Source organism: Pseudomonas sp. SJZ079 (assembly GCF_007993865.1).
GTDB lineage: Bacteria > Pseudomonadota > Gammaproteobacteria > Pseudomonadales > Pseudomonadaceae > Aquipseudomonas.
In genome coordinates this window covers 1-13,695 of record NZ_VIUH01000019.1, presented here as the reverse complement: position 1 = coordinate 13,695, position 13,695 = coordinate 1, and the positions used below count along the sequence as shown (strand labels likewise).

The 13,695-nt window shown below is 64.6% G+C and carries 13 protein-coding genes and 2 pseudogenes; 8 read left to right on the top strand and 7 right to left on the bottom strand.

All coding sequences use genetic code 11. The features are described from left to right. The first annotated feature begins 109 nt into the window (after positions 1–109). Entirely contained in the window at positions 110–1,240 is a 1,131-nt protein-coding gene (locus FBY03_RS16445) for a GGDEF domain-containing protein (RefSeq protein ID WP_147173440.1), read from the top strand. Positions 1,241–1,369: 129 nt separating this feature from the next. Then, positions 1,370–2,494 carry a GGDEF domain-containing protein gene (locus FBY03_RS16440; protein ID WP_147173439.1) on the top strand — a complete coding sequence of 375 codons (1,125 nt, stop codon included), beginning with the start codon at positions 1,370–1,372 and terminating at the stop codon, positions 2,492–2,494. Between the two features lie 116 nt (positions 2,495–2,610). Here FBY03_RS16440 and FBY03_RS23530 read toward each other — a convergent pair whose 3' ends face one another. From FBY03_RS23530 to FBY03_RS16410, 7 genes and pseudogenes are all read right to left on the bottom strand, one after another. Further along, a complete protein-coding gene (locus FBY03_RS23530; RefSeq protein WP_371920788.1) occupies positions 2,611–3,339 on the bottom strand; it encodes a methyl-accepting chemotaxis protein in 729 nt (242 codons plus the stop codon). Between the two features lie 138 nt (positions 3,340–3,477). Continuing rightward, positions 3,478–4,497, bottom strand: a pseudogene (locus tag FBY03_RS23525) (cache domain-containing protein); the annotation flags it as partial. 281 nt (positions 4,498–4,778) lie between these two features. Beyond that, on the bottom strand, positions 4,779–5,510 hold the full coding sequence (locus FBY03_RS16430) for an ABC transporter permease (protein ID WP_147173517.1): 732 nt from the start codon (positions 5,508–5,510) through the stop codon (positions 4,779–4,781). A gap of 17 nt (positions 5,511–5,527) precedes the next feature. After that, positions 5,528–6,466: an ABC transporter ATP-binding protein gene (locus tag FBY03_RS16425; protein WP_147173518.1), complete on the bottom strand. Its 939-nt coding sequence runs from the start codon at positions 6,464–6,466 to the stop codon at positions 5,528–5,530. 83 nt (positions 6,467–6,549) lie between these two features. Next, positions 6,550–7,719, bottom strand: coding sequence for an ABC transporter permease (locus FBY03_RS16420; protein WP_147173437.1), 1,170 nt, complete (start codon positions 7,717–7,719; stop codon positions 6,550–6,552). A gap of 12 nt (positions 7,720–7,731) precedes the next feature. Beyond that, complete coding sequence (locus FBY03_RS16415; protein WP_147173436.1) at positions 7,732–8,655, bottom strand: ABC transporter substrate-binding protein; 924 nt, start codon at positions 8,653–8,655, stop codon at positions 7,732–7,734. A 154-nt stretch (positions 8,656–8,809) separates the two neighbouring features. Beyond that, positions 8,810–9,703, bottom strand: a complete 894-nt coding sequence (locus tag FBY03_RS16410; RefSeq protein WP_147173435.1) for an EamA family transporter — start codon at positions 9,701–9,703, stop codon at positions 8,810–8,812. A gap of 276 nt (positions 9,704–9,979) precedes the next feature. On the opposite strand from FBY03_RS16410, the gene FBY03_RS16405 reads away from it, so the two are divergent. The 6 genes and pseudogenes from FBY03_RS16405 to FBY03_RS16380 form a co-directional block, all read left to right on the top strand. Continuing rightward, complete coding sequence (locus tag FBY03_RS16405) at positions 9,980–10,714, top strand: AzlC family ABC transporter permease (protein WP_147173434.1); 735 nt, start codon at positions 9,980–9,982, stop codon at positions 10,712–10,714. 2 nt (positions 10,715–10,716) lie between these two features. Then, a complete protein-coding gene (locus tag FBY03_RS16400; RefSeq protein WP_147173433.1) occupies positions 10,717–11,040 on the top strand; it encodes an AzlD domain-containing protein in 324 nt (107 codons plus the stop codon). Positions 11,041–11,549: 509 nt separating this feature from the next. Beyond that, positions 11,550–12,221 (top strand): CsgG/HfaB family protein, encoded by a 672-nt coding sequence (locus FBY03_RS16395; protein ID WP_147173432.1) that lies wholly within the window; start codon positions 11,550–11,552, stop codon positions 12,219–12,221. A 19-nt stretch (positions 12,222–12,240) separates the two neighbouring features. Next, the gene (locus FBY03_RS16390; protein ID WP_218570790.1) at positions 12,241–12,600 is read left to right on the top strand and encodes a DUF4810 domain-containing protein; all 360 of its coding nucleotides are present in this window, start codon (positions 12,241–12,243) and stop codon (positions 12,598–12,600) included. A gap of 6 nt (positions 12,601–12,606) precedes the next feature. Further along, complete coding sequence (locus FBY03_RS16385; RefSeq protein ID WP_147173431.1) at positions 12,607–13,284, top strand: DUF799 domain-containing protein; 678 nt, start codon at positions 12,607–12,609, stop codon at positions 13,282–13,284. Between the two features lie 157 nt (positions 13,285–13,441). Then, positions 13,442–13,603: pseudogene (locus FBY03_RS16380) on the top strand (IS4 family transposase); the annotation flags it as partial. Positions 13,604–13,695 lie beyond the last annotated feature (92 nt).

Here is a 13,695-nt window from a genome sequence, read left to right as displayed (position 1 = left end):
TGGATTCGGCCGCAACTCCACACCCCTTCATGATGCCGAATAGCCATCGACCACTACTGCCGCTGCAGAAACGCTATGCTCTAACACGGCTGCTTTAGTGATTGTTGCCATGACTCACAACGAATTACCCCATGACCCTGCGACCTTCACCCTATGGCGCGAAGCCCAAGACATTCGCGCTCGCTCGCACCTGGCTGGCTTTTATTACCTGATTGCCTGGTTGCTGGTGTGGATAATGGGTGGTGAGCCGACCGCGCAATTCACCGTCGGCTTGGCCGGCACCGCTTTTTTTGGCTTGTTCTTGCTCCTGCGCCTGGTCAACCGCCTGCCGGAGCAGTACACCCCGCGACTCCTGCAAGGCTGGCTCAATCGACAGTGGGCGCTGATCCTGCTGGGCGCCCTGGGCTGGGGCCTGGCTTTGGGCTGGACACTGTACAGCCCCGACTTCAAGGGTTCGCGGGTTATCGCGATGATGGCCACCATCGCCTTCAGCACCGCCAGCGTCTATCACCTGGCCATGCGCAAACACCTCTCCCTGCTGATCCTGCCGCTGCTCTACCTGCCCGGCCTGTTGGCCCTGGCACTGGACTGGCAGGAGCAACGGGGGCACTTCATCGCCCTGATCGCCTACCTCAGTTACCTGATCTTCGCGCTCAACCGCAACCGTCAGGTGTATCAAAACCACCTGGCCATGGAGCTGAAACTGCTCGAGCAGCAGGAAAGCCTGGAGATACTCAGCCGTACCGACAGCCTGACCCAGCTGGGCAACCGTTATCACTTCAACAGCCTGTTTCCGGCAATGGTCGCCAACGCTCAGCGACAGAGTAATTCGCTGTCCTTGGTGCTGCTGGATATCGACTATTTCAAGCAGATCAACGATGCCCACGGCCACGCCTGCGGCGATGCCTGCCTCAGCGCCTTTGCCGAACTGATGCGCCAGGTATTCCGCCGCGACAGTGATGCCTTGCTGCGTCTGGGCGGTGAAGAGTTCGGCGTGCTGATGCCCGGCACCTCCTTGGAACAGGCCCACCTGCTGGCGGAAAGCTTCCGCCAGGAACTGGCGCAACACGGCTTCAGCGTACAAGGGCAGAACCTGCCACTGACCAGCAGCCTGGGGGTAGGTTGCTTCGACAAGCACCGCGACGTCAGTGCCGAAGCCTTCTTCAAGCGTGTCGACGACGCGCTGTACCGGGCCAAGAATGCCGGACGCAATTGCCTGATTCTGGCGTCCGTGGCGTGAGCCAGCCGTAGCGCCGGCAGCGTTGACTCACCGCCGCCGCTCACCCGGCGGACACCCGGCACCTGCCAGACATACCAAATTGCCATCACTCCGCTAGGCTTAACGAGTGACCCTTGGAGTCTGCAGTCTATGCCAGCCGAGCCTGCCGCTGTTTCCAGCTCGTGTTTCCCGCTCTGGCGCGAAGTCAACGATGTATATACTCGCTCCCGATTCGCCGGCTATTACTACCTGCTGACCTGGGCGCTGCTGTGGCTGACCAGCGCCCACCCCTGGCAGAATCTCTGGGTCTGGGCCGGCGGTAGCGTTGTGCTGCTGAGCTTCTTCTTCCTGCGTAACTTCAGCCGCCCCAGCAAACAGCAGGCGCCGGCCCAGCTGCAGCACTGGCTGAGGCTGCAGTGGACGATCATCCTCCTCCACTCGCTAGTCTGGGGCCTGATGCTGGCGGGCATCCTGTTTCATCCAAACATCAGCGTCTCGCACTTTCTGGTCATGCTGATCGTGGTGGTGTTCAGTACCGCCCTCGCCTTCACCTACCCCATGCGCATGCTGCCCTGCGCCCTGGCGATACTCCTGGTTTACCTGCCCAGCAACCTGGTCAAGTACCAGCAGGGCACCAGCGCGCTGGGCGAATCCGTGGCCCTGGCAATCTACCTGGGCTATCTGGGGCTGTTCCTCTATCGCTGGAACCGTGAGTACCGCATCGGCCTCGAGCGTGAGCTGCGCCTGATCCAACACAGCGAAGAGCTGGAGGAGCTCAGCCGCACCGACGCCCTGACCACTCTGGGCAACCGCCTGCAATTCAATTTACTGCTGCCCAGCTGGCAGGCGAATGCGCGCCGACAGAACAGCCCGCTGTCGCTGATCCTGCTGGATATCGACTACTTCAAACAGGTCAACGACCGCTTCGGCCACAGCGCCGGCGACCTCTGCCTGCACGCCTTTGCCGAACGCATGCGCCAGGTGTTCCGCCGCGACAGCGATGTGCTGATGCGCGTGGGCGGCGAGGAGTTCGCCGTGCTGATGCCCAACACCCCACTGGAGCAGGCCGTACAGCTGGCAGAGCACTTTCGCAGCGATCTGGTCAGCCATCCTCTGCAACTGAATGATCAGGCCCTGCCGCTGACCTGCAGCCTGGGGGTGGGCAGTTACCTGCCGCTGAGCGATGACTCGACCGAGAGCTTCTACAAGCGCATCGACGACGCGCTGTATCGGGCCAAAGCCAAGGGCCGCAACCGCCTGGAGCTGGCCGAGTGACCCGCCCCGCGCGCGGGAAAAATCGCTACGTGCTTGCCATGCTTCGCGCAGCAGAAGGTCGAGCAACTGGCTGACCACCGTCCCGTCGTAATCGCGACGGAACGGCGCAGTGTCGCTTAGAGCCGGAACCGACCCATCTGCCCGGCCAGGTCATCGGCCAAGCCACTCAGGGTCTGGCAATCCTCGCGGCAGGCACGCACCTCGGCGGCGGTGGCATGGGCCAGGTCGGCGATGCCCTGCACGTTGCGGTTGATTTCCTCGGTCACCGACGACTGCTCTTCGGTCGCCGCCGCGACCTGGGTATTCATGTCGCTGATGCTTTCCACCTGGGTGGTGATCGCCCCAAGCGACTGCCCCGTGCGCTGGCTGGCCTCGACCCCGGTGCTGGTCGCCGCTTGCCCGGCATGCATCGAGCTGACCGCCGTGTCCGCGCCCTGCTTCAGGCGCTGGATCATCTGCTGAATTTCATCGGTGGAGGCCTGGGTCCGGCTGGCCAGGGTACGCACCTCGTCGGCCACTACGGCAAAACCGCGACCCAGCTCGCCGGCACGCGCGGCCTCGATGGCCGCATTCAGTGCCAGTAGATTGGTCTGTTCGGAAATCCCGCGGATCACCGCCAGCACCTGATCGATGGACGCCACCTGCTCGGCCAGCTCGCTGACCGCCGCGGCCGCGCCGCCAATGTCGGTGGACATCCGTTCGATGTGCTCGATCGACTGGCCAACCACCAGCCCGGCCCGCTGCGCCTCATCGCGGGCGCTGTGCGAAGCCTCGGCGGCGCTGCTGGCGTTGCGCGCGATTTCCTGCACGGTCAGGCCCATTTCATGCACCGCGGTGGCGACCATGTCGGTCATCTCCTGCTGCTGGCCGGAGCGCCCGGCGGTGTTCTCCACCACCTGAACGACCTGGCCGACCGCACTGCGCAGGCGTTCGCTGGTGGCCAGCACCTCGCCGATCAGGCTGCGCTGGCTGCCGATAAAGCGGTTGAAGCCACGCGCCAGATCGCCCAGTTCATCGGCCCGCGACTCGTCCAACTGGCGGGTCAGGTCACCACCACCGCCACCGATTTCGACCAGCGCGGCGGTCACCTGACGGATCGGTCTGACCAGACCACGGGCCAGCCACACCACCAGACAGAGGAACACCAGGGCGACGCCGACGCCGATCAGGCTGCTCATCAGCAGCGCCTGACGCGCCTCGGCATAGATTTCCGCCTCAGGCACCTCGCTGACCAGCAGCCAGTCCAGGCTGTTGAATTGCTGCGCCAGGGCCAGATACGTCTCCCCGTCGCGCTCGAAGCGCACGACCTTGCCCGCGGCGCCGAGCAACTCGGCCGCCGGGGCTTCGCCCAACAGTTGCGACAGGCGCCCACTGCCGTTCAGCTCGGCCTGCGGGTGGACCTTGATATTGCCCTGGCCATCGACCAGAAACACCTGGCCCTGCTCACCGAACCGGAAGTCGCGGATCATCTCCGACATCGCCTTGAGGCTGTAGCCCAAGCCGGACACCCCCAGGGTCTTGCCGTCGCGCTTGATCCGCTGGTTGATGAACAGCGTCGGCAGGCGCGTGCCCTTGTCGATGTCGATCTCCAGCACCCGGTCGCGGCTGCTATCGACCAACTTGTAGAACCACTGGTTCTCCGACTGGTTACGGTTGATCGTGCGCACCAGACCGGCGCCGGTGGTGTAGTTGCCGCTCGCCAGTACGGCAATCGAGGTGGTCATGGCGTTCTGCTGAGCGCGCACCCCCTCCAGGTAGCGGGCGAACTCGTCACGCCGCTCCGGGTCCTCGCCTGCGGCCAGCCAGTCCTGCACCAGGCTGTTCTCGGCAATCCCGGCATTGGCGGTGATCGGCGCGGCCAGCACCCGCTCCAGGTCATTGCGGATCGCCAGCACCCGCGCCGGCAATGCCTCCTCGACCAGGTAGCGCTCGGTCAGGCGGTTGACCACCGCCGAATAGATGCCCACCACGATCAGGATGCTGGCGAGCAGGGCCGCGCCCATGCTGAGGATCAACTGCCATTGAATGCTGCGTTGCCAGAGGCGCATGGAGAGTCTCCTGTTGTTGTTCTCAGAGTGCCAGGCCGGTCATTGTATACAAAAGTGTTCACAGGATGACCGGCAATTACCCCCACTTATCGACCCAGGAGTCAGGCCCTTGAGCGCGACCATCAACAACCAGGCCTCAGGCCGACCAACGGCAGCATTGCCCCAGGCCAGCCCCCCCGGTTAGCCCGCTCGGTTTGGCCAAGGTCTGAAACGCTGCCCGCCCGCGCGCCCCGTCGTCAGAGGCCCTGACGCGCAGCGATCAGTTGCTGCAAGCGCTCGAAACCGCTGTCGACGCTGACGGCCAGCAGGCCGATCAACAGCGCCCCCTGCAGCACATAGGCGGTGTTGCCATTGACCAACCCGGCGATCACCGGATCGCCCAGGGTACTGGCGCCGATGGTCGAGCCAATCGCCGCGGTGGCGATGGTCACTGTGACTGTGGTGCGGATACCGGCGAAGATCACCGCCGCCGCCAGCGGCAGCTCCACCTCGAACAACACCTGCCGCGGCGTCATGCCCATGCCTTGCGCGGCTTCCAGCACCGCCGGCGGCACGCCCTGCAAGCCGGCCAGGGTATTGCGCAGCCCCGGCAGCAGGCCGTAGAGCACCAGCGCGACTATGGTCGGCAGGCTGCCGAAACCGAGCAGCGGCACCGCCAGCGCCAGCACCGCGACCGGCGGAAAGGTCTGGCCGATGGAGGCGACCTGACTGACCAGTGGCAGGAAGTCCCGGCCCCAGCCGCGAGTGGCGAGAATCCCCGCGGCCACACCCAGGCTGACCGACACCAGCGCCGCCGCGCCGACGATCAGCAGGTGATTGAGCAGCAGCTGGGCAAAGCTGTCGCGCCGGTAGATGACCGCCCCCGTGCCTGGCTGGACCTGGCGGAACAGCGCCTCCAGTTCAGCCATGCCGAGCACCGCCGCCAGCAACAGCAGCGACCAGGCCAGCGGCGCCAGCCAGGGTCTCAACCCGGATAACCCGGCGCTCATGCCGTCGCGCCGTGCAGCAACGCGCTGATCGGCAATAGCCCGACTGCACGGTTCTCGGCATCGCGCACACAGAGTTCGCCGACGCGGTGCCAGAGCATCAACGACAGGGCCTGACGCAGGCTGTCCTGAGCGCCGACCGAGAAGGCTGGCGGAGTGCCCTGCAACGGCAGCATACGCTCGGCGACATGCTGCAGGCTGGCGCGCTTGAGGCCGCGCTCGCCCTGGCCGAGCAGGCTCTCGACAAAGGCATTGGCCGGGTGATTCAGCAGGTTGACCGGGGTGTCGTGCTGGACGATGCGGCCCTGGTCCATGACCACGATGCGCGTCGCCAGCTTGAGCGCCTCGTCGATGTCGTGTGTGACGAAGACGATGGTCTTGTGGATCCGCGACTGGATGCGCAGCAGTTCGTTCTGCAGGCTGTCGCGGGTGATCGGGTCGAGCGCGCCGAAGGGTTCGTCCATCAGCAGGATCTCCGGGTCGCCGGCCAGCGCCCGCGCCACGCCGACCCGCTGGGCCTGGCCGCCGGACAGCTGGCTGGGAAACTTGTGGGCGAAGTCGGCGTAGGGCAAGCCCAGCAGTTCCAGTAACTCATGCACCCGCGTCTCGATGCGCGCGGTCGGCCAGTGCAACAGGCGCGGCACCACGCTGATATTGCGCGCCACCGTCCAGTGCGGAAACAGCCCGGTGTTCTGGATCACGTAACCCATGCGTCGGCGCAGCAGCTGGGCATCCAACTGGGCGATGGCCTGCCCGTCGATGCGGATGTCGCCACTGGAACAGTCGATCAACCTGTTGAGCAGGCGCAGGGTGGTGGATTTGCCGCAACCCGAGGTGCCGACTATCACGCAGATTTCGCCGCTGTCGATCCGCAGGGAAATGCCGTCCACCGCCGCCACGCCTTCGAACAAGCGGCTGACGTTGTCCAGCTCGATCATCGGTCGTGCACTCATGCTGCCACTCCAGGCTGAACTCGGCCGCTCACTCATGCGCCCACTCCAGGCTGAACTCGACCGCTCACTCATGTGCCCACTCCAGGCTGAACATAACCGGCCAGGGCACTGAACAGCGCATCGGCGAACAGCGCCAGGACGATGGTCGGCAGCGCGCCGAGCAGCACCAGGTCCATGGCGCCCTGACCCAGGCCCTGGAAGATAAAACTGCCGAAGCCCTCGGCGCCGATCAGCGCCGCCACCGCGGTCAGGCCGATGGCCTGGATGCTGGTGATGCGCACGCCTTCGAGAATCACCGGCAGGGCCAGTGGCAGGCGCACCTGGCTGAACACCTGCCACGGGCTCATGCCCATGCCGCGCGCCGACTCGATCACCTCCGCCGCCACCGCCTGCAAGGCCACGCTGGTGTTGCGCACGATCGGCAGCAGGCTGTAGGCAATCAACGCCAGCAGCGCCGGGGCCCAGCCGATGCCGCGAATACCCAGCTGCTGCAGCAGCGGCGAGTGCGCCGCCAGGTAGCTGAGCGGTGCGATCAACAGGCCGAACAGGGCCAGGCTGGGAATCGTCTGGAAGAAATTCAACACACCGAACACCGAGCGCTGCAACTGCGGCTGGCGCCGGATCAGCAAGGCCAGCGCCACGCCGAACAGCAGGCTGAACCCCAGGGCGCCGCCGACCAGACCCAGGTGGCCGCGCAACGCCTGCCAGAACTGCGCGCTGCGGCTGCCGTACTCGCGCAGCAAGGCCAGCGGCTCCAGATATCCGCCGTGGATCAATAGCCCGGTGATCAGCAGCAACCCCAGCGGGCCCAGGCGCCACCAGCCTGCGGCCGGCGCCAGACGCTGACGCACCTCGACCAGCAGCAACAGGGCGAAAAACAGCAGGCTCCAGCAGCCCGTCGCCAGGCCCGCGCGCGCCTGGGCTTGATCAGCCGGAATCTGCGTATGAATGAACCAGGCCAGGCTCGCCGGCCATTGCAGCAACAGCAGGATGATCAGCAGCAACATGCCGCGATAGCGGGCCGGCGAGGGCCGTAGCGCCAGCGCGGCAAGCGTGAGCAGCGCCGCCAACAGGGCCACGGCCCAGGCCGAACCCAGGGTGGCAAACAGCCCGAAGCCGCTGCCGGGGACGATGCGATTGGCCTGCACGCTGGCGAAGTCGCCCAGCAACAGGGTGCCGATGGCCAGCGCCACCAGGGTCAGCACCACCCGATTGCTCGCGCTCGCTAGCAGCCCCATGAGCGAGCGAACTCAGGGCTTCAGGCTATCCAGGAAGGTCGTGGCCACCAGACGCGGGTCGGCGCCATTGACCGCCACCTCGGCATTCAGTTTCTGCAGCACCTGCAGGTTCAGCGCGGCGAATACTGGCGCCAACAGGCTTTCTATCTGCGGGTAGGCCTTCAGGGTGTCGCCACGCACCAGCGGCGCCGGCTGATACACCGGCTGCACGCCGCGGGTATCCTCGAGCACCCGCAGGTCCAGCGCACTCAGGCCGCCGTCGGTGCCATAGCTCATGGCGCCATTCACCCCATTGGTCTGCAGTGCCGCCGCGCGCAGGGTGGCGGCGGTGTTGCCGCCGGAGAGAATCACCAACTGCTCTGGGCGCAGGCTGAAGCCATAGGCCGCCTGGAACGCCGGCAGGGCACTGGGCGACTCGACGAACTCGGCGCTGGCGGCGAACTTGAACTCACCACCGGCCTTCAGGTAACGGGCCAAATCATCCAGAGTAGCCAGCTTGTTGGCCCGTGCCAGATCCCCGCGCACGCTCATGGCCCAGGTGTTGTTGGCGTTGGCCGGCTGCAGCCAGACCAGTTGGTTCTGCTCCTGATCCAGCTGCTTGACCGTGGCATAGGCCTTGGCCGCATCCTTCCACACCGGGCTGTCGCCGAGGTCGAAGAAGAACGCGCCGTTACCGGTGTACTCCGGGTAGATATCGATCTCCCCGGCGATCAACGCGGCACGCACGATACTGGTGCCGCCCAACTGGATCCGCTCGGTCACCGGCACCCCGCCGCGCTCCAGCGCCTGGGCAATCAGATGCCCGAGCACCGCGCCTTCGGTATCGATCTTCGACGACACCACCACCGGCTCGGCGGCGAAAGCACTGCCCAGGCTGAACAGCGAACCGGCGAGCAAGGGCAACAGCAGGCGTTGGCAACGAGCGAGCAGAGACATGGGAGACCTCGTGAGCAGTGATGGCGGGCGCAGCACTAACAGCGTCTGGATAGAAGGGTAAGACAGCCCGGCGCTGTCGTCCAAGCGCTGCGGCATATCAGTCCGGGCTGATCGCCCCTGTGCAACCTTTCGCGGCACCCTCCGAGGGCGCAGGTTACAAAGGCCGGCCTTGCACCTGAAGGAAGCGGCCGAACAGCCGCGCGCCGAATACATTGACCAGCAGCCCGACCATGACCAGCAGCGCTCCGGCCATTTGCAGTGGACTCAACTGTTCGTCGAGCAGCCACGCCGACGAACTCAGCCCGATCACCGGCACCAGCATGGAGAACGGCGCAATCTGGCTGGCCGGGTAGCGCGACAACAGGCGGCTCCACAGGCCGTAGCCGAGCAAGGTCGCAACAAAGGCCAGGTACACGATCGCCAGAATCGAGGACAGGCTTATGCCTCTGAGGGAGCTCTCGATCAGCGCCGGGCCTTCCAGCAACCAGGACAGGGCGAAAAACGGCAGCGGCGGAATCAGACTGCCCCACACCACCAGCGCGAGCAGATCGACCCGGCCGACTTTCTTGGTGATGATATTGCCCATGCCCCACATGACCGCCGCACAGATGGTCAGCGCAAGACCGGCCAAGGTCATCGCCCCGCCACTCTGCAGGCCGATCAGCAGCAGCCCGGCGGCCGCGACCAGCAGACCGAGCAAATTACTCGCGCGCAGTCGTTCGCCGAGCAGCAGCGCCGCCAGGAACAAGGTGAAGAAGGCCTGGGACTGCAGCACCAATGACGCCAGCCCCGCCGGCATGCCGACCGCCATCGCCGAGAACAGGAAGGCGAACTGACCCAGCGAGATGGTCAAGCCATAGGCCAGCAACCAGCGTAACGGCAGCGCGGGCCGCTTGATGAAGAAGATCGCCGGCAGCGCCGCCAGGCTGAAACGCAGCGCCCCGAGCAGCATCGGCGGCACACCGTCCAGCCCGACCTTGATGACCACGAAATTCAGGCCCCAGGCGACGATCACCACCAAGGCGAGGGACAAATCTTTCGGCGACATGCCGCTGACTCCAGGGCGGGCGAGAAAGCCTCTATAAAAGCATTCGCCGGCATGCAGCCGCCAATACAGTCAGGACTTAATCGGGCTGCACAGTCGATCTAAGCGGTGCGATCACTGGCTTGGCTGAGTACCTTTCAGGGTCGCGAATGGAACACCCGTACTGCGCCAGGCGCATTAAGCTTGTGCCTATGCTCCGGCTGTATATAGCCCTCAAATCAGGGGGCGCGGACGCCGGTCGCGGCAAGCACTTACAGACGGGCACAGTCAGGAGACGCCATGGCCCTTACAGCACACCCAGCCTTCAGCGCCGGGGCCAAGGCGGTCGCGCCACTGCTTCCCGGGATGATTCCGTTCGGCATGATCGCTGGTATCGCCGCCATCGACGCGGGGCTGTCGCCCGGCGCCGCACTGGCCATGTCGGTGGTCATCTTCGCCGGTTCGGCGCAGCTGGTGGCCGCCCAGCTGATGAGTGTCGACACCCTGCCGCTGGTGATCATCCTCACGGCGCTGGTCATCAACCTGCGCTTCACCATGTACAGCGCCTCGATCGCCCCCCACTTCCAGGGTCTGAGCTGGCGTTGGCGCTGGCCCATGGCCTACCTGCTCACCGACCAGGCCTACGCACTGAGCATCACCCGCTACACCCTCGACCCCCAGGGCTCGGCCAAACACCTGTACTACCTGGGCACGGCGCTGCCGATGTGGCTGACCTGGGTGGGGGCCTGCGCCGCCGGGATCTTCCTCGGCGCCGGAGTGCCCGCGAGCTGGTCGCTGGACTTCACCATTCCGCTGTCATTCCTGGTGCTGCTGATCCCCTCAATTATCGACCGCGCAACCCTCGCCGCCGCCGTGACCGGTGGCATAGTGGCCGTCGCGGCCGCCAGCCTGCCCTACAACCTGGGCCTGTTTCTGGCGGCCGCCAGCGGCATAGGCGCCGGCCTGCTGGTCGAGGCGCTGCAGCCGCCCAAGCCCGTCCCCATGCAGAGCAACTCGCCAACCGGGGAGGACTGACGATGCCCAGCAGCACCGCCTGGCTGATCATTCTCGCCATCGGCATCGGCACCTTCGCCCTGCGCCTGTCGTTCATCCAGCTGTTGGGGCGGGCCAGCCCTCCTGCGTACCTGCAACGCGCCCTGCGCTTCGTGCCGGCCGCGGTGATGGCCGCGCTGGTGCTACCGGCTCTGGTCAACGTCAACGGCGCGATCGATCTGTCGCTGGGCAACGAACGCCTGCTGGCCGGCGCCCTGGCCGCATTCGTCGCCTGGCGCACCCGCCAGGTCCTGTTGACCCTCGCGGTGGGCATGGCGGCGCTCTGGCTGCTGCAGGCCTATGGCTGAGGCTTGGGTGTGACTGCCTCTTGGTAGCATCTATCGATACACATTTGAAGGATCGGCGTCTTTTGATTGTCTTGGCTGGCGGCACTCAAGGCTTGCCAGGATGCCTGCTGGTTAAAAACCAATCACTCCGACTGCTTTAGCTCGATTCAGCCAAACAGAGTGCAAACCGCCAGGTGACCCACGTCACAACTGGCACGACCGCACAGTGAATGGCCACTGGCCACCCACCCCTGGTTTTTGTAGACTCCGCCAGCCAAAACGATAGGTGCTCGGTCGTGCGGCGGCCATAAAGCCGCAGCAGCCGGCCTTGTCCGCACTCGGATGTACTCGGCCGCCTACCTGGACGGCGCGCCAACAAAGGACGCAATGGTCATGGATGCACCAAAGATTTTCACTTCAGCACGCCCCACCCCTCTCTATTCGCTGCCCGCGCGCGCCCAAGGCACTGCTCGGTAGCGTCACTCCGCCCGTTACACGCATCGCCAAACCCATCCAACGAGAACACTCACATGAGAACAACGCTACTTGCCGTCAGTCTGATTGGTCTGATTGGCCTGCTAAACGGCTGCGCGACCGAACAATCGCGCACCCTCGAAGTCGCCAAGGTGGCCTCGGCCCAAAGCGTTTATCACGGCCCGCGCAATCCGATTGCCGTGGGTAAGTTCGACAACCGCTCCAGCTACATGCGCGGTCTGTTCTCCGATGGCGTCGATCGTCTCGGCGGCCAAGCCAAGACCATCCTGATCACCCACCTGCAGCAGTCCAACCGCTTCAGCGTGCTGGATCGCGACAACCTCGCGGAAATTCAACAGGAAAGCGTGATCGCCAAGAAGAGTCAGCAGCTGCGCGGCGCCGATTTCGTGGTGACTGGCGACGTCACTGAGTTCGGCCGCAAGGAGATCGGCGACCATCAACTGTTCGGCATCCTCGGTCGCGCCAAATCGCAAATTGCCTATGCCAAGGTCAACCTGAACATCGTCAACGTGCGCACCTCCGAAGTGGTTTTCTCGGTGCAAGGCGCCGGCGAATACAGCCTGTCAAATCGCGAAATCATCGGCTTCGGCGGTACCGCCAGCTACGACTCCACGCTCAACGGCAAAGTGCTCGACCTGGCAATCCGCGAAGCAGTCAACAACCTGGTTGTCGGTGTCGACACGGGCACCTGGCGCCCGGCGCAATAACTCAAGGAAGACAACCCAGATGACTATCGAGATGAAAAAGTACGGCGCATTGCTCACCCTGGCCTCGGCCACACTCCTGGGTGGCTGCGTCAGCCAACCCAAGCCGCTCTACCACTGGGCCGGCTACCAGGAACAGGTCTACGAACACTTCAAGCACGAGAGCGGCCCGCAGCAGCAGATAGCCGCCCTGGAAGCCAGCCTGCAGGAAGCACGCGCCCACGACGCCACACCGCCTCCCGGCTTTCATGCCCACCTCGGCATGCTCTACGCCGAAATCGGTAGAGCCGACCAGGTCCGCCAGCAGTTCGAAACCGAGAAAAGCCTATTCCCCGAGTCCGCTGTCTACATGGACTTCCTGCTGCGCAACGCTGGGAGATAAGCAATCATGATCCGTCACATCCCCGTTAAAGCGCTGGCCTTGCTGCTCCTGAGCGGCCTGATCACCGGCTGCGCCACCCCCACGCCCTACGACTACACCGCGTTCAAGCAGAGCAACCCGGCCTCTATCGTGGTGCTGCCGCCGATCAACAAGTCGCCGGACATCAAAGCCAGCTACAGCCTACTCTCGCACGTGACCCTGCCCCTCGCCGAGGCGGGCTACTACGTCTTGCCGGTGGCGCTGGTGGACGAAACGTTCAAGCAGAACGGCTTGATGAATGCCGACGAGATGCACATGGCCCCACCGGCCAAACTGCACGAAATCTTCGGCGCAGATGCGGCCCTCTATATCGAGGTCAGCGAATACGGCAGCAGCTACAAAGTGGTGACCAGCGAAGTGGCGGTGACCGCCAACGCCAAACTCATCGACCTGCGCAATGGGCAGTTGCTGTGGGCAGGCAACGCACGGGCCAGCACCGCCGAAAACCAGAACAACAGCGGCGGCGGCCTGATCGGCCTGCTGGTCACCGCGGCAGTCAACCAGATCATCAACACCCTCAGTGACCGCGGCCACGAAGTCGCCGGCATCGCCAGCCAACGCCTGCTGACGGCGAACACGCCCAACGGCATCCTCCACGGCCCGCGCGCACCACAGCCCACGCAAACCCAGCTGGCGGCGCAGTAACAAACGCTCCCAGCAACACGCACAAGACCGGCTGCATGCCGGTCTTGTCGTCTAAAGGGGTCCGTCTAAAGGGGTCGGCGTGATTTGTTATCAACCACTGGCCGGCCTCGACTGCCCTGGCCCACCACCCGCCCAAGCTGCCTCTCTACCGAGTTGCGAACACCGGCGTGTTACCGGAAATATCGCCGAAGATAAGCGCAGTCGGCAGAATGCGCATCGTGAGCGCGAACCCTGGTTACTGGCCAGCAACCTACCCGTGGAGCAATGGACTGCTGCAAAAGTCGTCGCCGTTTACAAGGAGACAAAAGGGACAGACAAAAGGGGACACCCATTAGCCGGTCCTACGTCAAGATCCAAAGCCTACCCGCCCTGCTTTTTTAACAGCAGGGTGTTCCCGTTGCTAAACCTGAT